Origin of the sequence: Alistipes sp. An116 (assembly GCF_002161005.1) — a bacterium.
Lineage (GTDB): Bacteria > Bacteroidota > Bacteroidia > Bacteroidales > Rikenellaceae > Alistipes > Alistipes megaguti.
On the sequence record NZ_NFLR01000006.1, the window covers coordinates 11,313 to 28,072 of the forward strand.

Annotated in this window: 20 protein-coding genes and 1 pseudogene; 17 read left to right on the forward strand and 4 right to left on the reverse strand. The window is 54.2% G+C overall.

Features of this window, described 5'->3' with window-relative positions; genetic code table 11:
* Positions 1 to 21: 21 nt before the first annotated feature.
* Complete coding sequence (gene mobB / locus B5E60_RS05440) at positions 22 to 1,275, reverse strand: conjugal transfer protein MobB (RefSeq protein WP_087310120.1); 1,254 nt, start codon at positions 1,273 to 1,275, stop codon at positions 22 to 24.
* A complete protein-coding gene (mobA, locus tag B5E60_RS05445; protein WP_087310122.1) occupies positions 1,265 to 1,735 on the reverse strand; it encodes a conjugal transfer protein MobA in 471 nt (156 codons plus the stop codon). Before mobA ends, mobB begins: the two co-directional genes overlap by 11 nt.
* Before the next feature lie 672 nt (positions 1,736 to 2,407).
* Between mobA and B5E60_RS05450 the strand changes: the two genes are divergently transcribed.
* From B5E60_RS05450 to B5E60_RS05465, 4 genes are read left to right on the forward strand one after another with little or no spacing between them, the layout of a single operon-like run.
* Complete coding sequence (locus B5E60_RS05450) at positions 2,408 to 3,175, forward strand: ParA family protein (RefSeq protein ID WP_071149229.1); 768 nt, start codon at positions 2,408 to 2,410, stop codon at positions 3,173 to 3,175.
* Complete coding sequence (locus B5E60_RS05455) at positions 3,172 to 3,609, forward strand: DUF3408 domain-containing protein (RefSeq protein ID WP_087310124.1); 438 nt, start codon at positions 3,172 to 3,174, stop codon at positions 3,607 to 3,609. Before B5E60_RS05450 ends, B5E60_RS05455 begins: the two co-directional genes overlap by 4 nt.
* A gap of 2 nt (positions 3,610 to 3,611) precedes the next feature.
* Complete coding sequence (locus B5E60_RS05460; RefSeq protein WP_087310126.1) at positions 3,612 to 4,067, forward strand: DUF3408 domain-containing protein; 456 nt, start codon at positions 3,612 to 3,614, stop codon at positions 4,065 to 4,067.
* 2 nt (positions 4,068 to 4,069) lie between these two features.
* Positions 4,070 to 4,825, forward strand: coding sequence for a DUF4122 family protein (locus B5E60_RS05465; RefSeq protein ID WP_087310128.1), 756 nt, complete (start codon positions 4,070 to 4,072; stop codon positions 4,823 to 4,825).
* A 168-nt stretch (positions 4,826 to 4,993) separates the two neighbouring features.
* Here the strand turns inward: B5E60_RS05465 and B5E60_RS13740 are convergent, their stop codons facing one another.
* Positions 4,994 to 5,299, reverse strand: coding sequence for a hypothetical protein (locus B5E60_RS13740; RefSeq protein WP_072544865.1), 306 nt, complete (start codon positions 5,297 to 5,299; stop codon positions 4,994 to 4,996).
* A gap of 13 nt (positions 5,300 to 5,312) precedes the next feature.
* A complete protein-coding gene (locus tag B5E60_RS05475) occupies positions 5,313 to 5,894 on the reverse strand; it encodes an SLOG family protein (RefSeq protein ID WP_087310131.1) in 582 nt (193 codons plus the stop codon).
* Positions 5,895 to 6,293: 399 nt separating this feature from the next.
* Here B5E60_RS05475 and B5E60_RS05480 point away from each other — a divergent pair, with 399 nt between their 5' ends.
* The 13 genes and pseudogenes from B5E60_RS05480 to B5E60_RS05540 all read left to right on the forward strand — a co-directional run.
* Positions 6,294 to 6,563 (forward strand): DUF4134 domain-containing protein, encoded by a 270-nt coding sequence (locus B5E60_RS05480; protein ID WP_087310133.1) that lies wholly within the window; start codon positions 6,294 to 6,296, stop codon positions 6,561 to 6,563.
* Positions 6,564 to 6,565: 2 nt separating this feature from the next.
* On the forward strand, positions 6,566 to 6,901 hold the full coding sequence (locus B5E60_RS05485; RefSeq protein WP_087310136.1) for a DUF4133 domain-containing protein: 336 nt from the start codon (positions 6,566 to 6,568) through the stop codon (positions 6,899 to 6,901).
* Positions 6,898 to 9,396 carry a TraG family conjugative transposon ATPase gene (locus B5E60_RS05490; protein ID WP_087310138.1) on the forward strand — a complete coding sequence of 833 codons (2,499 nt, stop codon included), beginning with the start codon at positions 6,898 to 6,900 and terminating at the stop codon, positions 9,394 to 9,396. Before B5E60_RS05485 ends, B5E60_RS05490 begins: the two co-directional genes overlap by 4 nt.
* 36 nt (positions 9,397 to 9,432) lie before the next feature.
* Positions 9,433 to 10,071, forward strand: a complete 639-nt coding sequence (locus B5E60_RS05495) for a DUF4141 domain-containing protein (protein ID WP_087310140.1) — start codon at positions 9,433 to 9,435, stop codon at positions 10,069 to 10,071.
* 17 nt (positions 10,072 to 10,088) lie between these two features.
* A complete protein-coding gene (gene traJ, locus B5E60_RS05500) occupies positions 10,089 to 11,093 on the forward strand; it encodes a conjugative transposon protein TraJ (protein WP_087310142.1) in 1,005 nt (334 codons plus the stop codon).
* Positions 11,094 to 11,117: 24 nt separating this feature from the next.
* Positions 11,118 to 11,741 (forward strand): conjugative transposon protein TraK, encoded by a 624-nt coding sequence (gene traK, locus B5E60_RS05505; RefSeq protein WP_087310144.1) that lies wholly within the window; start codon positions 11,118 to 11,120, stop codon positions 11,739 to 11,741.
* Between the two features lie 11 nt (positions 11,742 to 11,752).
* Positions 11,753 to 12,046: a TraL conjugative transposon family protein gene (locus B5E60_RS05510; RefSeq protein WP_087310146.1), complete on the forward strand. Its 294-nt coding sequence runs from the start codon at positions 11,753 to 11,755 to the stop codon at positions 12,044 to 12,046.
* Positions 12,047 to 12,050: 4 nt separating this feature from the next.
* On the forward strand, positions 12,051 to 13,343 hold the full coding sequence (traM, locus tag B5E60_RS05515; protein WP_087310148.1) for a conjugative transposon protein TraM: 1,293 nt from the start codon (positions 12,051 to 12,053) through the stop codon (positions 13,341 to 13,343).
* Positions 13,344 to 13,364: 21 nt separating this feature from the next.
* Positions 13,365 to 14,345: a conjugative transposon protein TraN gene (traN, locus tag B5E60_RS05520; RefSeq protein ID WP_087310150.1), complete on the forward strand. Its 981-nt coding sequence runs from the start codon at positions 13,365 to 13,367 to the stop codon at positions 14,343 to 14,345.
* Between the two features lie 2 nt (positions 14,346 to 14,347).
* Positions 14,348 to 14,920: a conjugal transfer protein TraO gene (locus B5E60_RS05525; protein WP_087310391.1), complete on the forward strand. Its 573-nt coding sequence runs from the start codon at positions 14,348 to 14,350 to the stop codon at positions 14,918 to 14,920.
* Positions 14,921 to 14,926: 6 nt separating this feature from the next.
* On the forward strand, positions 14,927 to 15,907 hold the full coding sequence (locus B5E60_RS05530; protein WP_087310152.1) for a toprim domain-containing protein: 981 nt from the start codon (positions 14,927 to 14,929) through the stop codon (positions 15,905 to 15,907).
* Positions 15,852 to 16,409, forward strand: coding sequence for a DUF3872 domain-containing protein (locus tag B5E60_RS05535; RefSeq protein ID WP_239403241.1), 558 nt, complete (start codon positions 15,852 to 15,854; stop codon positions 16,407 to 16,409). Before B5E60_RS05530 ends, B5E60_RS05535 begins: the two co-directional genes overlap by 56 nt.
* A pseudogene (locus B5E60_RS05540) lies at positions 16,406 to 16,723 on the forward strand (glycoside hydrolase family protein); the annotation flags it as partial. The gene B5E60_RS05535 and the pseudogene B5E60_RS05540, both read left to right, overlap by 4 nt.
* Positions 16,724 to 16,760: the final 37 nt, after the last annotated feature.

The following is a 16,760-nucleotide window of genomic DNA, read 5'->3' on the forward strand; positions in this document are numbered from 1 at the left end:
TTTAATGGTTGGTAATTGAAGTCAGGATATGCCGCGTGAACGGCGTCTCTTTTTCTTTTTGCGTTGCAGCCTGCGGGCAAGCACCTCTTCCTGCGGGTCGGGGCCGTTGATGTCGGGACTGAAGATCCCGAAAGCCTGTTCGATGGCGCTCTCCATGCTGTCGGAAAGGTTCTCCACTGTGCCGGCGTATTGCACGGGGAATTCCGGTTCGGGAAACTCCTGCGGCCGGCTGAAGAGCCGTTCGAAGGCATTGGCGGAGAACTCCTTGCCCAGACGGGAACCGTTATATACTTCTCTGTTCTTGTGGTCAATGAAGGTCACGCCATAGATGCGCCCTTCCTCATTTTCCCGGAACACCACGTCGATGCCCTTTTCCCCGAGCAGCCGGATGAAGTCCTCCCGGTTGCCCCGGCAGCCGTGCATGGCCAGCGCCACGTCGTTCCGTATCTTCGGCCGCCATTTCCGGTTTCTGAAGTCGCGGACGTTGTGGGCAATCCGTTTCTCGATGCCTTCATACCCGAAGCGCCTGCCGATAAGGGATGACTTGATGGGCGTACATACCGGCCTGCCCGCATCGTCCGTCAGGGTATATACGATACCGTTGTAGGGTGAGCCTTCAAATTCTCCCCGAACCTGTTTGGCCTCGATGTTGAAGCAGGACAGCAGAGCGCTGAACTCCCCGAATGTCTGGAAGCGGTAGGCGGTGAACACGCTCTTTAGGATATTGCCGGTCTGCCGTTTCACGTCACCGTCCCGGTAGTCCGCCTTCTTGAGGTACGGTTCCAGCAGTTCGTTCCGCTTGTCCGCCACCGGCTTGAGCCCGAACCTGCTTTCCAGTTCCCGGCAGGCTTTCATCGAGCGGTTCCATTCGTAGGCGTCACTGATTTTCTCACCGTTCTCCTTCACGCAGGTGGAGACGATATGGACATGCCTGCGGCCGATGTCCTCGTGCAGATAGACGATGTAGGGCTGGTCGCCGTAACCCATCTTCTGCATGTACTCGCGTGCCAGTTCTGCGAACTGTCCGTCAGTGAGGCGGTCGTCCACCGATGGGTTCAGGGAGATATGCAGTACCGGCTTCTCCGTGTTCCTGTTGGCGGCGAGGTAGCTCTCGAAAGCCCACAGCGTCTGTTGCATGACATTGCGGGGATTTCCGGTGAGGTCGGTCATCATGCGGTGGCCCGCGATGATGCGGGCGGTGGCATCGTCCACCTTCTGCTGGTTGTAGGCGACCGCCCCGTAAAGCGATACGCCCCTGTTGATTTTAGCCACCATCCCGCTGTTCCTCCCTTTTTCTCTTTATAAGGTACTCCTCCTCGAACTCCCGGGTCAGCAGGATGATCCGCTTGCCCAGCACCACCAGGTCGATGGTGGCCTTCTCCAGGTTGCGGAGCAGGACGAACGCCCGTCTTTCCCCGAAATTGGACTTGACGGCCTTCACCGTCTGATTGTAGTTGTTGCCGACGGCCTGGAACTGGTGGTAGAAATTCGTCAGCCTGATGTAGTAGTCTATCGCCGCCTTGTCGATTCTGACGACCTTCATCTCGCGTCCGAAAATCATCGCCTTGATGAACCTTGCCCGCTGTTTCATGCCCGATTTCTCAAACAGCAGCTCGAATTTTCCGTTCTCTTCCGAGGTCAGCTTGATGCCGTAGCGGAATACTGCCGGGTCGGTCTTCGGTTTTCTGCCCGTGCTTCTTCTTGTTCTTCTTTTACTGTTTTCTTCCATACGCATTGAGTTTTTCTGTTTCTGATTTTCCGTTATGGATTTCCGACTTTGGAGGAAATCCCTCCCGAGCCTTCAGGCGAGTGGCAAGTTTGTTTTGGGATGCCCGAATCATTTCGGGCTGCCCAAAACACAACTTGCTATGTTCGTTTGAACATGAATTTGCCTTCGTCAAATTGTGTTTTGACCCTTGGCCTCATTCTTCGGCTCCGGGATAGCTCCATCCGGCATCCATTTCCGTTTCCGGTGCAAAGTTATGGCGGTTTATTTTGCTGTAAAATAGTGCGTTATATGTAACGTGATGACAGACGGTGACACAGGTCGTCACCGTCTCCGGATGATGGTGATTATTCGGGAAAATCCTCTTTTATTTGCAGTGCGGACGGTTGCAACCGGCCTTCTGATAGCGAAATAATGGTCATGTTATCCGATGATTCCGGTAACGGTTGGGATGATGGAAACAATATCGGACGGGACCGTTGACGGATTGTCATGACCAACAGACAGACCGCGGATGGAAGCTATGTCGGAAAGATGCGGTAACAGTCGCATCAAAGGTTATGACACCGGATGATACCGTTAATGGATGCGGATTCGGATGGTTGGAAAGAAACGTCTGCGGATTCACGGATTAGTGGATGGCACCGGTATTTATTCAATGACAATTAAAAAGAAAGACTTATGAGTAAAGAAACTTTGTTCGTTGCGATCAGCAACCAGAAAGGAGGGGTCGGGAAATCGGCCCTGTCCGTAGTGCTTGCCAGTTACTTCCATTTCGAGAAGGGACTGAACGTGGCTATCGTTGACTGTGACTCTCCCCAACACAGTCTCGTACGTATGAGGGAGCGTGACAAAAAGGCTGTTTCCAACAGTGCCTATTACCGGCAACTGATCAAACAGCAGTGGAACCAAGTGCAGAAAAAGGCCTATCCCATTGTAGGCTCCACCGCTGAAAAGGCAAGGGAGGCGGCTGATGCGATTGCGGCAAGCGGGGATTACGACCTTATTTTCGTGGATCTTCCCGGAACGGTCGAGTCCACCGGGGTATTCCGTACGATTGTCAATATGGATTACGTGCTTACTCCCACCGTTCCGGACCTGATTGTGATGCAGAGTACGCTGTCCTTTGCCACGACCGTGCTTGACCATATCAAGAAGATGGAAAATACCCCGTTGCTCAAGGACATCTTCTTTTTCTGGAACAAGTTGAAAAAACGTACCAATGTGGAGATTCTCAAGTCATATTCGGAAGTCATGAGGGAGCTGCATCTGACAGTCCTTGACAGCACGCTTCCTGACCTGTGCCGTTATGAAAAGGAGATTACCCATGCCAAGCGTGCCTTTTTCCGTTGCACGCTGCTGCCTCCTCCGGCCAGACAACTGGAAGGCAGCGGACTGGTGGAACTTGCGGAAGAACTTATGGTCAAACTTAAACTCGGACAGTCATGAAAAAGAAAATCGTAGAGGTGGACGAAGATGTCCTGAAGGAAATCATTGTCGGCGACATACCTGTTTTCGGCAAGGACAGCCCCGCCCCGAAAGAAAAGTCCGTGGAACATCAGGAAGCGAAAAGCCCCGCCGTAACCGTACCGGCAGATACTCCAGCGGAAAAGCCCTCCGTGGAGAAGCCCAAAAGGAAAAAGGATGAATCCTTCGGATACCGGGAAAGGTTTCTGGTCAATATACCCGCGTCAAACCGTTCCCATGTGTATATCAACCGTGAAGTGGCCGAGTGCATCAAACGGGTACTGCCTGTCATCGCTCCGGAGATGAGCATATCCGGCTTTATCAGCAATATCCTTGTGGACCATCTGCAGAAACACTGGGACGAAATCAACGAATTGTATAACAAAGAGTATTATAAACCATTAAAACCATTTTGATTATGACACAGATTATTTTTCAGGCCATTGTTGCCTGTTGCTGCATTTACACTGTTTACAGATTGTCATTGTTTATTTTCCGTAGGCTGTTCAAGGGCAGGAAAAGCGGAAAGGATGTCCGCGACGTTTCTGTAGAAACGGCAGACATCACAAGACATGACAATGGGGATGATGATGCTTCCGAAATAACATTTGAGGTACTGGAAAACACATCCGCTTTCAAGTCTTCGGAAACCGGTTCTTATAAATCCTCCTATCTGGTAAGTTATCCTGTAGGCAACCGGATACAAGTATATATCAACCGGGAGAGTTATGCCTACATCAAGCGTTTTCTGGCAGTTACCGCTCCTGAGATGCCCATTTCCGGTTTTGTAAACAGGATTATAGATGAACATTTGAAGAAGTACGAGCATGAGATGTCAAAGCTGTACACGGAATGTATCACCAAACCTTTATAATTATGACTGCGATATTTTATTTTACCGTAAAGGCAGTATGTGCTGTCTATATATTGTGCCATTTGTGGACATTTATTTTCCACAGACGTATGTACGGAATATGGGACCGCATTTTAAGGCTGATGCGGATTGCCCGTGTCAGAGTGTGGAGATACCGCAGACAACGCAAGGAAGAGGCGGAGCGTCGTGCCCGCAGAAAGGCAAGGCGCAGAAAGCCGGAAACGGATAAGTCCAAAGGAAAAATCGAAACGGCTGTTCCGTCCTCTTCTTCGGATGACGATGATGTGATAGGCAAGACAAAGGTCATCTATCTGGAAGACCCGAAAGTTGCAAGGATGACTCCAACCCGTTCCGAGCCGATGGAGAAAATTCCATTGGAGGAAGACGAGGATATCGGTTCTGATGATGTGGAGCAGGAAAACAAAGGACTGACAGAAGAAGAGCGTGAGGAACTGATGGCTCCCGTAGATGCCGAACCCGACCCGGATTTCAACACGGCATTGACAATCGAGGAAATAAACAACGTGGCGGAAGTACTTACTTCCGGGATTGTTGACGAACAGAAAGCCCTGCGTGCCGCAAGAACCATCCATTACAAACTGAGTGAAACGGAGATACTGGCTTTCCTGACCGACAAGCTGAGCAATCTGGAGAAGGTGAACGGTTTGCTTGACAAGTATCTGGGAAACCGGAGGGGTGTATCAGGAAGAAAAGGCAGTAAGGAAGATGAGCCTTTCGATATAGACAAGTATGCGTGATCAGGAAGTTCAAACGTGGCCATCCTGAAACGGTCAGATGAAGGAGATTCTGGTTGAATCTGAAAGAGTGATATGATACATACAGGATAACTTTAGTTTCATACCCCTGCTTTCCCTTTTTAATATTTAGGGGGAAGTGGGGGTATGCGATATGAGACGGTGGATATCCTATTTCCTATCCGGGTACAAAAGGTCGGGACTGACATTGATGAAACGTACGTAATCCTCCGTATGCGCGAAAGACTCGTCATTGATTCGTCCAGCCAGTTCATCGGGTGTCAGACATTCCACATCGTAGAATGTCTCGTCTTCAGGATCATCCAGACTTCTGGCGGGGGATTTCCTCCACATCTCAATGATTTTCTCATCAGAAACGTCTCTGCTGAAAAAACCGCAGTTCCATACAAAAGCGAGTAATCGTGTTTCTCTTTTCCCTGTATGGTCAGGGATTGTAATCTGTTCCTTTGATTTCATAAGTTTCTATTTTTTAATCTGTCCATTTTATATTCGGTTTATTTGGTTCATGATTGTTTTGCAATGCAGTTATGTCCGTTATCACTTCTCCAGTAAACAGATTGATGATTTCCCGTCCAGTTTCCACGGCCTTTTTCACGGTATGGTATGTACCTCCGTTGCACACGTTGTCCCAATATGCTATTACCATTGAAGCCCTGCTGACCATATAGGTGTCACGGCGCAGGTAACATCCCCTGTAATATTTTTCTGAAAGCATCACTACCCGGTCAGCCTTCTTAAGCAGTTCCCTGTAAAGCATCTGGTCTTGCGGGTTAAACCATTCGGCTTGGGCTCTGAAAGGAATCGCCGCCACCAACGCTATATCTTCATAGTGTTCTCTCAGTTTTAGGACCGCTTCCGCCGCCGTCATGTCGAACCCTTGGGCCATGCCTGTATAAAACTCGCGGTATCCCTGTCCGTACAGGTACATGACCATGTCCGAGACTTTTTCCCTGATTTGTCCGGCCAGGGCCTGGTTGTCCGCGTCGCCCCGCAGCATCCTTTTCTTCCTGTGACCTGTAAACGCCGCCACTTTCCTTTCTTTCGTATCCATACATTTCTGTTTTTAGTGTGACAATCCCCGGCTTCCGTCTGCCGGAGTTTAATTCCTTACCGGCCCCACAGCCCCGTGTCCGGTATGTGGCAAGGCCTGGCGGGAGAAAATACCGCAAGCGGAGCGCGGAAGATTTTCTCCCAGGCAGCCGGATACCGGTCCGCCTTGCCGCATCCGTCAGGACACGGGGATACCTTTGCGGTAAGGATTAAAGGACGCCTTACATACTGTTTCCTCCTGCCGGGAGTACCCTGCCGATGTAACGTGACGACACCCGGTGACACATATCGACAGGCTTGTAAATCAACAGATTATATCCTATATATTCGCAGTCGAAATCATTTTTTATCTCACCAATTAAAAGTTTCGACACATGAAAAAAGATTCTTTTTCGCAGCCATGATGCTGCTTGCAACGACAGGGGCTTTCGCCCAAGGTAACGGTATCAGCGGTATCACGGAAGCCACCAACATGGTCACTTCCTATTTCGACCCGGGAACCAAACTGATTTACGCGATAGGCGCCGTGGTCGGCCTTATCGGAGGCGTGAAGGTCTATTCCAAGTTCTCGTCCGGCGACCCGGACACTTCCAAGACGGCGGCCTCATGGTTCGGTGCATGTATATTCTTAATCGTGGCGGCTACCATCCTCCGCTCATTCTTCCTGTGATTATGTCGGAGTACACGGTCAACAAGGGGATCGGGCGCAACCCTGAGTTTAAGGGGCTGAAAAGCCAGTACCTGTTCATCTTCGCCGGCGGGCTGCTCGCCCTGTTCGTGGTGTTCGTCGTCATGTACATGGCCGGCGTAAGCCAGTGGGTGTGCATCGGTTTCGGCACCGTCTGCGCCTCTGTGCTTGTCTGGGTGACTTTCCGCCTGAACGCGAAGTACGGCGAATGGGGGCTGATGAAACTCCAGGCGCTGCGCCGCCATCCCCGCTACATCATCAACCGGAGGAGTTTCTTCCGGCTGTTTTTCCCGAACCATCAAAAAAGAAGAAACGTATGAGAAACATCATGAAAACCGCCACGCTGGAAAACCGCTTCCCGCTGATGGCCGTCGAGCACGGGTGCATCATCAGCAAGGACGCAGATATCACCGTGGCCTACAGGGTGGAGCTTCCGGAGGTGTTCACGCTGACACGAGCCGAGTATGAGACCATTCATTCCACTTGGGTAAAGGCCGTCAAGGTCCTGCCGGAGTACAGCATCGTGCACAAGCAGGACATTTTCATCGAGGAGAGCTACAAGCCGGACACCTGTGGAGAGGACCTGAGTTTCCTCAGCCGCAGTTTTGAAAGGCATTTCAATGAGCGGCCATACCTGAACCACACCTGCTACCTGTTCCTGACAAAGACCACGAAGGAGCACAGCCGCACGACAAGCAGTTTTAATGCCCTCACGCGCGGGTTCATCATCCCCAAGGAGATGCAGGACAAGGATACCGTCGCACGGTTCCTGGAATGCTGCGGGCAGTTCGAGCGTATTGTGAACGACAGCGGCCTGCTCCGCATAGTCCGGCTGACGGACGAAGAGATTACCGGCACGGAAACCTCCGCGGGTATCATAGAGAAATACTTCTCGCTTTCGCAGGAAGATACGACCAGCCTGCAGGACATCACCCTCGGAGCCGGGGAAATGAAGGTCGGCGACAACCTGCTCTGCCTGCATACCCTTTCTGAAACGGAGGATTTACCGTCATCCGTGGGTACGGACAGCCGGTATGAACGGCTCTCCACGGACCGCAGCGACTGCCGCCTCTCCTTTGCCGCGCCGATAGGCATCCTGCTCACGTGCAACCATATCGTGAACCAGTATGTCTTCATCGACAATTCCGCCGACACGCTGAAAAGGTTCGAGCAGACCGCCAGGAACATGCACTCGCTTTCCCGTTACAGCCGTTCCAACCAGATCAACAAGGAATGGATAGACGAATACCTGAACGAGGCGCACAGCAAGGGACTCACCTCCGTGCGTGCGCACTGCAACGTCTTCGCCTGGAGTGACGACCGGGAGAAGATGAAGCGTATCAAGAACGATGTGGGCAGCCAGATCGCCCTGATGGAGTGCAAACCCCGCCATAACACGGTCGATGTGCCGGCACTCTTCTGGGCGGCGATACCGGGCAATGCGGGCGATTTCCCGTCTGAGGAAAGCTTCCACACCTTCATCGAGCAGGCCTTGTGCCTGTTTGTCGGAGAGACTTCCTACCGGGACTCGCTCTCGCCCTTCGGCATCCGCATGGTGGACCGTCTGACCGGAAAGCCTGTCCATCTGGACATTTCCGATCTGCCGATGAAGAACGGTACGATTACCAACCGCAACAAGTTCATCCTCGGGCCTTCGGGCAGCGGAAAGTCGTTTTTCACCAACCACATGGTGCGCCAGTATTACGAGCAGGGAGCGCATGTGCTGCTGGTGGATACCGGAAACTCCTACCAAGGGCTCTGCGACCTTATCCATGCGCGTACACACGGCGGGGACGGCATCTATTTCACCTACGAGGAGAGCGACCCGATTGCCTTCAATCCTTTCTACGTGGAGGACGGGGTCTTCGACATCGAAAAGAAGGAGTCCATCAAGACGCTTATCCTCACCCTGTGGAAACGGGACGACGAGCCGCCGACACGCGCCGAGGAGGTGGCGCTCTCCAACGCGGTCAATCTCTTCCTGGAGAAGATACGCACGGACAGTACCGTGGTTCCGTCCTTCAACACCTTCTATGAGTTCATCCGCGACGAGTATCAGGAAATCCTGAAGACCAAGCGTACACGGGAGAAGGATTTTGACGTGTGGGGATTCCTGAACGTGCTGGAACCTTATTACAAGGGTGGCGAGTATGACTTCCTGTTGAATTCCGACAGACAGCTTGATTTGCTTGGCAAACGGTTTATTGTCTTCGAGCTGGACAATATCCGTGACAACAAGGTGCTGCTTCCGATTGTCACCATCATCATCATGGAAACCTTCATCAGCAAGATGCGAAAGTTGAAAGGTATCCGGAAGATGATACTCATTGAGGAATGTTGGAAGGCATTGGCATCCGCCAATATGAGCAACTATATCCGCTACCTTTTCAAGACGGTCCGTAAGTTCTTCGGTGAGGCGGTGGTGGTCACGCAGGAAGTGGAGGACATCATTTCGTCCCCCATCGTCAAGGGCACCATCATCAACAACAGCGACTGCAAGATTCTCCTTGACCAGCGCAAGTATATGAACAAGTTCGACGAGATCCAGTCCCTGCTCGGCCTGACCGACAAGGAACGTGCGCAGATCCTTTCCATCAACATGGCCAACAGCCCGTCTCGCAAGTACAAGGAAGTATGGATAGGTCTTGGCGGAACCCAGTCGGCGGTCTATGCCACCGAGGTATCTCCGGAAGAGTACTATACCTATACGACCGAGGAGACGGAAAAGCTGGAACTGATGCGGCTTACCCGGAAACTGAGTGGCAATATCGAGCTGGCAATCAAGCAGCTGGCCGAGAGCAAGAGGAAAAAATAAAATCATTTATCAACGAACAATTAAAATCAAATGACAATGAAAACAAAAACAAGAATCGTTACGGCATTATGCCTGTTCTGCCTGTTTTCGGCAGGCAGGGCGCACGCCCAATGGGTGGTGAGCGATCCTGGCAATCTTGCACAGGGCATCATCAATGCCGCCAAAAATATTGTGCACACGTCCTCGACGGCCAGTAACATGCTCAACAATTTTCAGGAGACGGTCAAAATCTACCAACAGGGCAAGGAGTATTATGACGGTCTTAGAAAAGTGAAAAATCTGGTACGCGATGCCCGGAAGGTGCAGCAGACCATCCTGATGGTCGGCGACATCACGGAAATCTATGTGACCAGTTATGAGCGTATGCTCAGCGACCCCTATTTCACGCCGGAGGAGCTGAGCGCCATCGCTCTCGGCTACACGAAGCTTCTGGAGGAGAGCGCCCACCTGCTGACGGACCTGAAGACGGTGGTCAACGAGAACGGCCTCTCGATGAACGACAAGGAACGCATGGACATCATCGACCGGTGCTATACGGACATGCTGCAGTACCGCAGCCTGGTGCAGTATTACACCAACAAGAACATCGGCGTGTCCTACCTGCGTGCCAAGAAACGGAACGACCTGGACCGTGTGATGGCCCTCTACGGCTCACCCAATGAACGCTATTGGTAATTTCAAATGTATGGCTTATGGTATTGTTGGCTGTGAGTTTTGACAATCTGCACCAGATTCTGCAAAGTCTTTACACGGACATGATGCCGCTCTGCTCGCAGATGACCGGCGTGGCCAAGGGCCTTGCCGGGCTGGGCGCCCTGTTCTATGTGGCGTACCGCGTCTGGCAGTCGCTGGCGAGGGCCGAACCCATAGACGTTTTCCCGCTGCTCCGTCCGTTCGCCCTGGGCATCTGCATCATGTTCTTCCCGACAATCGTGCTGGGCACGCTTAACAGCGTCCTGTCGCCCATTGTGACCGGAACGCACAGGATACTGGAAACGCAGACCTTCGACATGAACGAGTATAGGGAGCAGAAGGACAGGCTGGAGTTCGAGGCGATGCGGAGGAATCCCGAGACGGCCTACCTGGTGGACAAGGAGGCGTTCGACAACAAACTGGACGAACTGGGAGCTTTGGACGCAATTGAGGCCTGCGGAATGTATGTGGACCGCGCGATGTACAACATGAAGAAGTCCGTGCAGAATTTTTTCCGCGAGCTGCTGGAGCTGATGTTCAACGCCGCCGCGCTGGTCATCGACACACTCAGGACGTTCTTCCTGATCGTGCTTTCCATACTGGGCCCCATCTCGTTCGCCCTGTCCTGCTGGGACGGCTTCCAGGCCTCGCTCTCCCAGTGGTTCGTGCGCTACATCAGCATCTACCTGTGGCTGCCCGTCTCTGACCTGTTCAGCAGCGTCCTGGCCCGCATACAGGTGCTGATGCTCCAGAAGGACATCGAGCAGCTGTCCGACCCCAACTTCATCCCGGACGGCTCCAACGCCGTGTACATCACGTTCCTCATCATCGGCATCATCGGGTATTTCACGATTCCGACCGTGGCGAACTGGATTGTGCAGGCAGGCGGAGGAGCGGGCAACTACGGGAAGAACGTGAGCCAGACGGCGTCCAAGACGGGGTCCGTGGTGGCGGGCACCGCCGGTGCCGCCGTGGGCAACGTGGCCGGAAGGCTGTTCAAATGACAATCATCTAAAAACTGAAGAAGAATGGAATTCAAATCATTGACAAACATCGAGACCGCTTTCCGGCACCTGCGCCTGTTCGGGGTTGTCTATCTGGGGGTATGCACCCTGCTCGTGGGCTTCTCCGTATGGAAGGCGTACAGCTTCGCCGAATCACAGCGGCAGAAAATCTATGTGCTGGACGAGGGCAGGTCGCTCATGCTCGCCCTCTCGCAGGACCTGGAACAGAACCGTCCCGTCGAGGCCAGGGAGCATGTCAGGCGCTTCCACGAGCTGTTCTACACGCTGTCGCCCGACAAGGACGCCATCGAGGGCAATATCCAGCGGGCCATGTTTCTGAGCGACCGTTCCGCCTATACCCACTATGTGGACCTGGCGGAACAGGGATACTACAACCGCGTCATCTCGGGCAACATGAGCCAGCGCATCGAGGTGGACAGCGTCAGGTGCGACTTCAACGCCTACCCGTACGGCGTCACGACCTACGCCCGGCTTTTCATCATCAGGGAGAAGAGCGTCACGGAGCGGAGCCTCGTGACGCAGGGACGGCTGCTCAACTCCACCCGCAGCGACAACAACCCGCACGGGTTCATCCTGGAGGCGTTCCGCGTGTTGGAGAACCGGGATATCAGAATGTATGACAGATAAAATCAAGAATCATGGGAAAAATGTATGTAAGAATCAAGGATTTCATCGGGGGCAGGCTGCGTGGCCTTTGTGACAGGCTCAGCCCCCGGCAGAGAACGGCGACCGTTCTCGTGGCGGCCGCACTTTTCGCATTGGGCAATTTCTATATGATTTTCCGTGCGGTATATGACATCGGACGGGAGGATGCCCGAAGGGAGGTCATCGAAATAGAGCCTCTTGACATTCCTGACTTTGTGCCTGCGGATACCCTCTCTGACAGGAAAGTCCGTGAGATGGAAGAGTTTTTTAACCAATTCAACAGGTAAGGCCATGAGTACGGACGCAGATAAATTGAAACAGAAGCAGAAAGTCAGGAAATGCCTGGTTTTCACAGGCATGTTCCTGCTGTTCCTCGGATGCATGTGGCTGATTTTCGCCCCGTCGGAGAAGGACAGGCAGGAAGAGGAAAGGAAGGCCGGATTCAATGCCGAACTGCCCGACCCCAGAGGCACGGGCATCGAGGCGGACAAGCTGGCCGCCTACGAGCAGGAGGACATGAAACGCAGGCAGGAGGAGAAGATGCGCACGCTGGCTGACTTCTCCGCCCTGGCAGATGAACGCAGGCTGGAGAATGTTCCGGAATCGGATATGGTGGAGGATGCCGTCCGTGAAAGCGGAAGCCGGCAGCACCGGGGCGGCGGGAACGGCAGGTCGGAAGCTTTCGCCTCTTCCGCCTCGGCCTACAACGACATCAACGCCACGCTCGGAAGTTTTTACGAGAGTCCGGAGGAAGATCCGGAGAAGGAGGCCCTGAAAGCCGAGGTGGAACAGCTCCGCCAGGCGGCTGCGCGGCAGAACGCCGGACCGAGCTACGAGGAGCAGGTGTCCCTGCTGGAGAAGTCCTACGAGCTTGCCGCCAGGTACATGCCGGCGGGCGGCAGTACGGGAACTGCGGACAACCGTGAAGCGGAAAGTCCGTCAAAGGGCAGGAAGGCGGAAGCCATTCCCGTAGGGCTGGTCTCCGCTCCGGTGGTGTCATTCCTTCCTCAGCCTGTCACTGATTCGGTACAGCTTACAAGACTGCTTTCCGCAGCGGATGCGGGCTTTCACACGGCTGTGGGCGATGCCGGGACACAAATGGCAAGGAACACCGTCCGTGCCTGTGTGCACGGCGACCAGACCGTCATCAGCGGGCAAAGCGTGCGTCTCAGGCTGCTGGAGGCCATGCGTGTCGGTGGGCATGTCCTGCCACGGAACACCCTGCTTACGGGCGAAGGACGCATCCAGGGAGAGCGCCTTGACATCCGGATTCTCCAGGTCGAGCATGACGGCACCGTCATTCCGGTGGAACTGGCCGTGCTGGACAGCGACGGACAGGACGGGATATTCATTCCCGGCTCGATGGAGGCGAATGCGGTCAGGGAGGTGGCCGCCAACATGGGGCAGAACCTCGGCACGACCATCTCCATCACCAACCAGTCGGCGGGGGACCAGCTCCTTTCCGAGCTTGGAAGGGGAGCCATACAGGGCCTGTCGCAGTACATCTCCAGGAAGATGCGCGAAGAGAAGGTGCATCTCAAGTCGGGATATACGCTGATGCTGTATCAGGACAACAATCAATAACCAATTAAAAATTCAACGGACATGAAAAAGATTTTTGTAATGCTTGCCCTTATTTCGGGCACTACGGCCGCTTCCGCACAGGAGGCGGCGGATTCCACGCGGACCGCTGCGGACAACATCACCCTCGTGGAGGACATCTATCCCGGACAGGAGGACGGGGACATCTACCACGGCCTGTCACGGAAACTCACCTATGACCGCATGATCCCGCCTTACGGACTGGAAGTCACTTATGGAAAGACCACGCACATCATCTTCCCCTCGGCGGTGCGCTATGTGGACCTCGGTTCCCCGAACCTGATTGCGGGCAAGGCAGACGGAGCGGAGAATATCATCCGTGTCAAGGCCACGGTGAGGAATTTCCGTGAGGAAACCAACATGTCGGTGATTACAGAAAGCGGAAGTTTCTACACGTTCAATGTGAAGTATGCCGACGAGCCGTTGCTGCTGAACATCGAGATGAAGGACTTCATCCATGACGGCAGCGAGGTGAACCGTCCGAACAATGCCATGGACATCTACCTGAAGGAACTCGGCAGCGAGTCGCCGAAGCTGGTGCATCTGATAGCCAAGGCCATCCACAAGGACAACAAACGGCACATCAAGCATGTGGGCAGCCAGGCGTTCGGCATCCAGTACCTGCTGCGCGGGCTCTATACCCACAACGGGCTGCTCTATTTCCACACGCAGATCAGGAATACGTCGAATGTGCCCTATGACGTGGATTTCATCACGTTCAAGATCGTGGACAAGAAGGTGATGAAGCGCACGGCCATCCAGGAACAGGTCATTTTCCCGCTCCGTGCCTACAACTATGCCACCATCATAGCCGGGAAAAAGGAGGAACGCACCGTCTTTGTCTTCGACAAGTTCACCATCCCCGCCGACAAGATGCTGGTGGTGGAAATGCACGAGAAGAGCGGAGGACGGCACCAGACCTTCACCGTGGAAAGTGAGGATATCGTGAGAGCGAGGGTCATCAACGAACTTAAAGTGAAATGACCATGAAGAGATGCCTGTTTTTGCTTGCCGCCTGCGTATCGCTTGCCTTGTCGTCGGGGCAGGCATACGCCCAGCGGTACCTGCCCGGCATGAAGGGCGTGGAACTTAGGGGCGGCTTTGCCGAGGGGTCGAAATCCCCGATGAACTGGTACACGGGATTCGCCGTGTCGGGATATACGAAAAGGGCCAACCACTGGGTAGCCGGTGCCGAATACCTGCTTAGGAACTATGATTACCGGGGAAATGCCATTCCCCGTGCGCAGTTCACGGCGGAGGGAGGTTACTTCCTGAAATTCCTGTCCGACCCGACAAAGACTTTCTACCTTTCCCTTGGAGGTTCTGCGCTGGCCGGCTATGAGACGGTGAACTGGGGCGAGAGGAGGATGCCCGACGGCTCCACGCTCCTTGACGGGGATGCCTTCATCTATGGCGGCGCCCTGACACTGGAGCTTGAGACTTACATTACGGACCGTATCGTGCTGCTTGCGAGTGTCCGCGAGCGTGCCCTGTGGGGAAGCTCGCTCGGCGTGTTCACGACACAGTTCGGGCTGGGACTGAAATTCATCCTCAATTAGACGCCTATGGATATAGAAATGATAAGAGGCATTCCCATCGAGGAATTCCTGTCCCGCCTGGGGCACGAGCCGGTCAGACGGCACGGGGACGAGTGTTGGTACTCGTCACCCTGCCGGGAGGAAAGGACGCCGTCGTTCCATGTGAACACCCGAAAGGGGGTCTGGCATGACTTCGGCACGGGGCATGGCGGCGACATCTTCACCCTCGCCGGGGAAATTGCCGGTACGGACAGTTTCATGGCCCAGGCAAGGTTCATCGCCGGAGTGTATGGGGGCACGGTACCGGGACATGCCGGAAAGGCGCGTGTGAAGGAAGGGACGCGGACGACAAGGCGGAAAGAAGCCTCCCGGTTCGAGGAGGTGGTCCGCACACCTTTGGCCTCCGACGCCCTGCTCGGCTACCTGAAAGGGCGCGGCATCCCTGCCGGCATCGCACGGGCGAACTGTGAGGAGGTCCGGTTCCGGCTGTACGGCAAGCGGTATTTCGCCGTCGGGTTCAGGAACGTGAGCGGGGGCTACGAGCTGCGGAGCAGGTTCATGAAATGGTGCCTGCCGCCCAAGGACATTTCCGTCATTGGAGGCGGCTCACTTACCTGTAACCTGTTCGAGGGCTTCATCGACTATCTCTCGTGGATGGTGCTCGGCATCAACTGCGGAGAGGACCATGTCGTCCTCAATTCGGTGGCTCTGGCCGAACGCGCGTTCCCTTATCTGGACCGTTACGGGAGGATACGGTGCTACCTTGACAATGACGATGCCGGGAAAAGGACGCTGGCCCTCCTGCGGAAACGATACGGGGACAGGATTGACGACTGTTCCGACCTGTATGCCGGCTGCAAGGACCTGAACGAATACCTGGAAAGCAATTTCCCGCCCGGAGAGAAATATCTTTTACAAACCGTTAAAACAAGAAATGAATATGAAAACGATTATGAACAGGAAAGGGCTGTCCGCCCTTGTGTGCGCCCTGACGGGCATGACCTTTAGTATGCTGGCCTCGTGCAGCGATGACCTTGACGTGCAGCAGTCCTATCCATTCACGGTAGAAACGATGCCCGTGCCCACACGCATCGTGAAAGGCGAGACCGTGGAAATCCGCTGCGAGCTGAAACGGGAAGGGAGGTTCTCCGACGCCCGCTATACCATACGTTATTTCCAGCCGGACGGCGAAGGCACGCTGCGCATGGACGACGGCATGGTGCTGCTGCCCAACGACCGTTACCCGCTGGACAGGGAGGTGTTCCGCCTGTACTACACTTCGGAATGCGAGGACCAGCAGAGCATCGACATCTATTTCGAGGACAACAGCGAACCCGCCCAACTCTGCCTGCTGACCTTCGACTTCAACAACGAGAGCGATGACGGAGAGGATGGCGGGGATGCCGCCGGCAACGGGGACACCGGCACCCAGGTCATGGTACAGCCGGTCGATACGGCCGTTGTCCTTCATCCTGCCGGCGGCCTGATCAGAAAATCCGTGCTGCCATGAGGGGCGCAATACTGGCTGCCGTCTGCCTTTTGGGTATGCCGCTGTGGGCGGAAAATCCGGTAAAGGAGGGACAGGACAGATTCAATCTGGCCGTCGAGTGCATCAAGCGGTTCGAGGGCTGGCATGGTGAAAGGAAGCATTGGCCTTATGTAGGTTGGGGGCACAAGGTACTGCCCGGAGAAAAGTTCACCAACAACATCTCCAAAGCTCAGGGGGATTCCATTCTGAGGGCGGATTTGCGCAGGCTGTGCCGTATGTTCAGCTACCTGGGGCGCGATTCGTTGCTCGTCAGCGTACTGGCCTACAACGTGGGTTATGTAAGCGAATATATTATGTAAATAAAGAAGATAT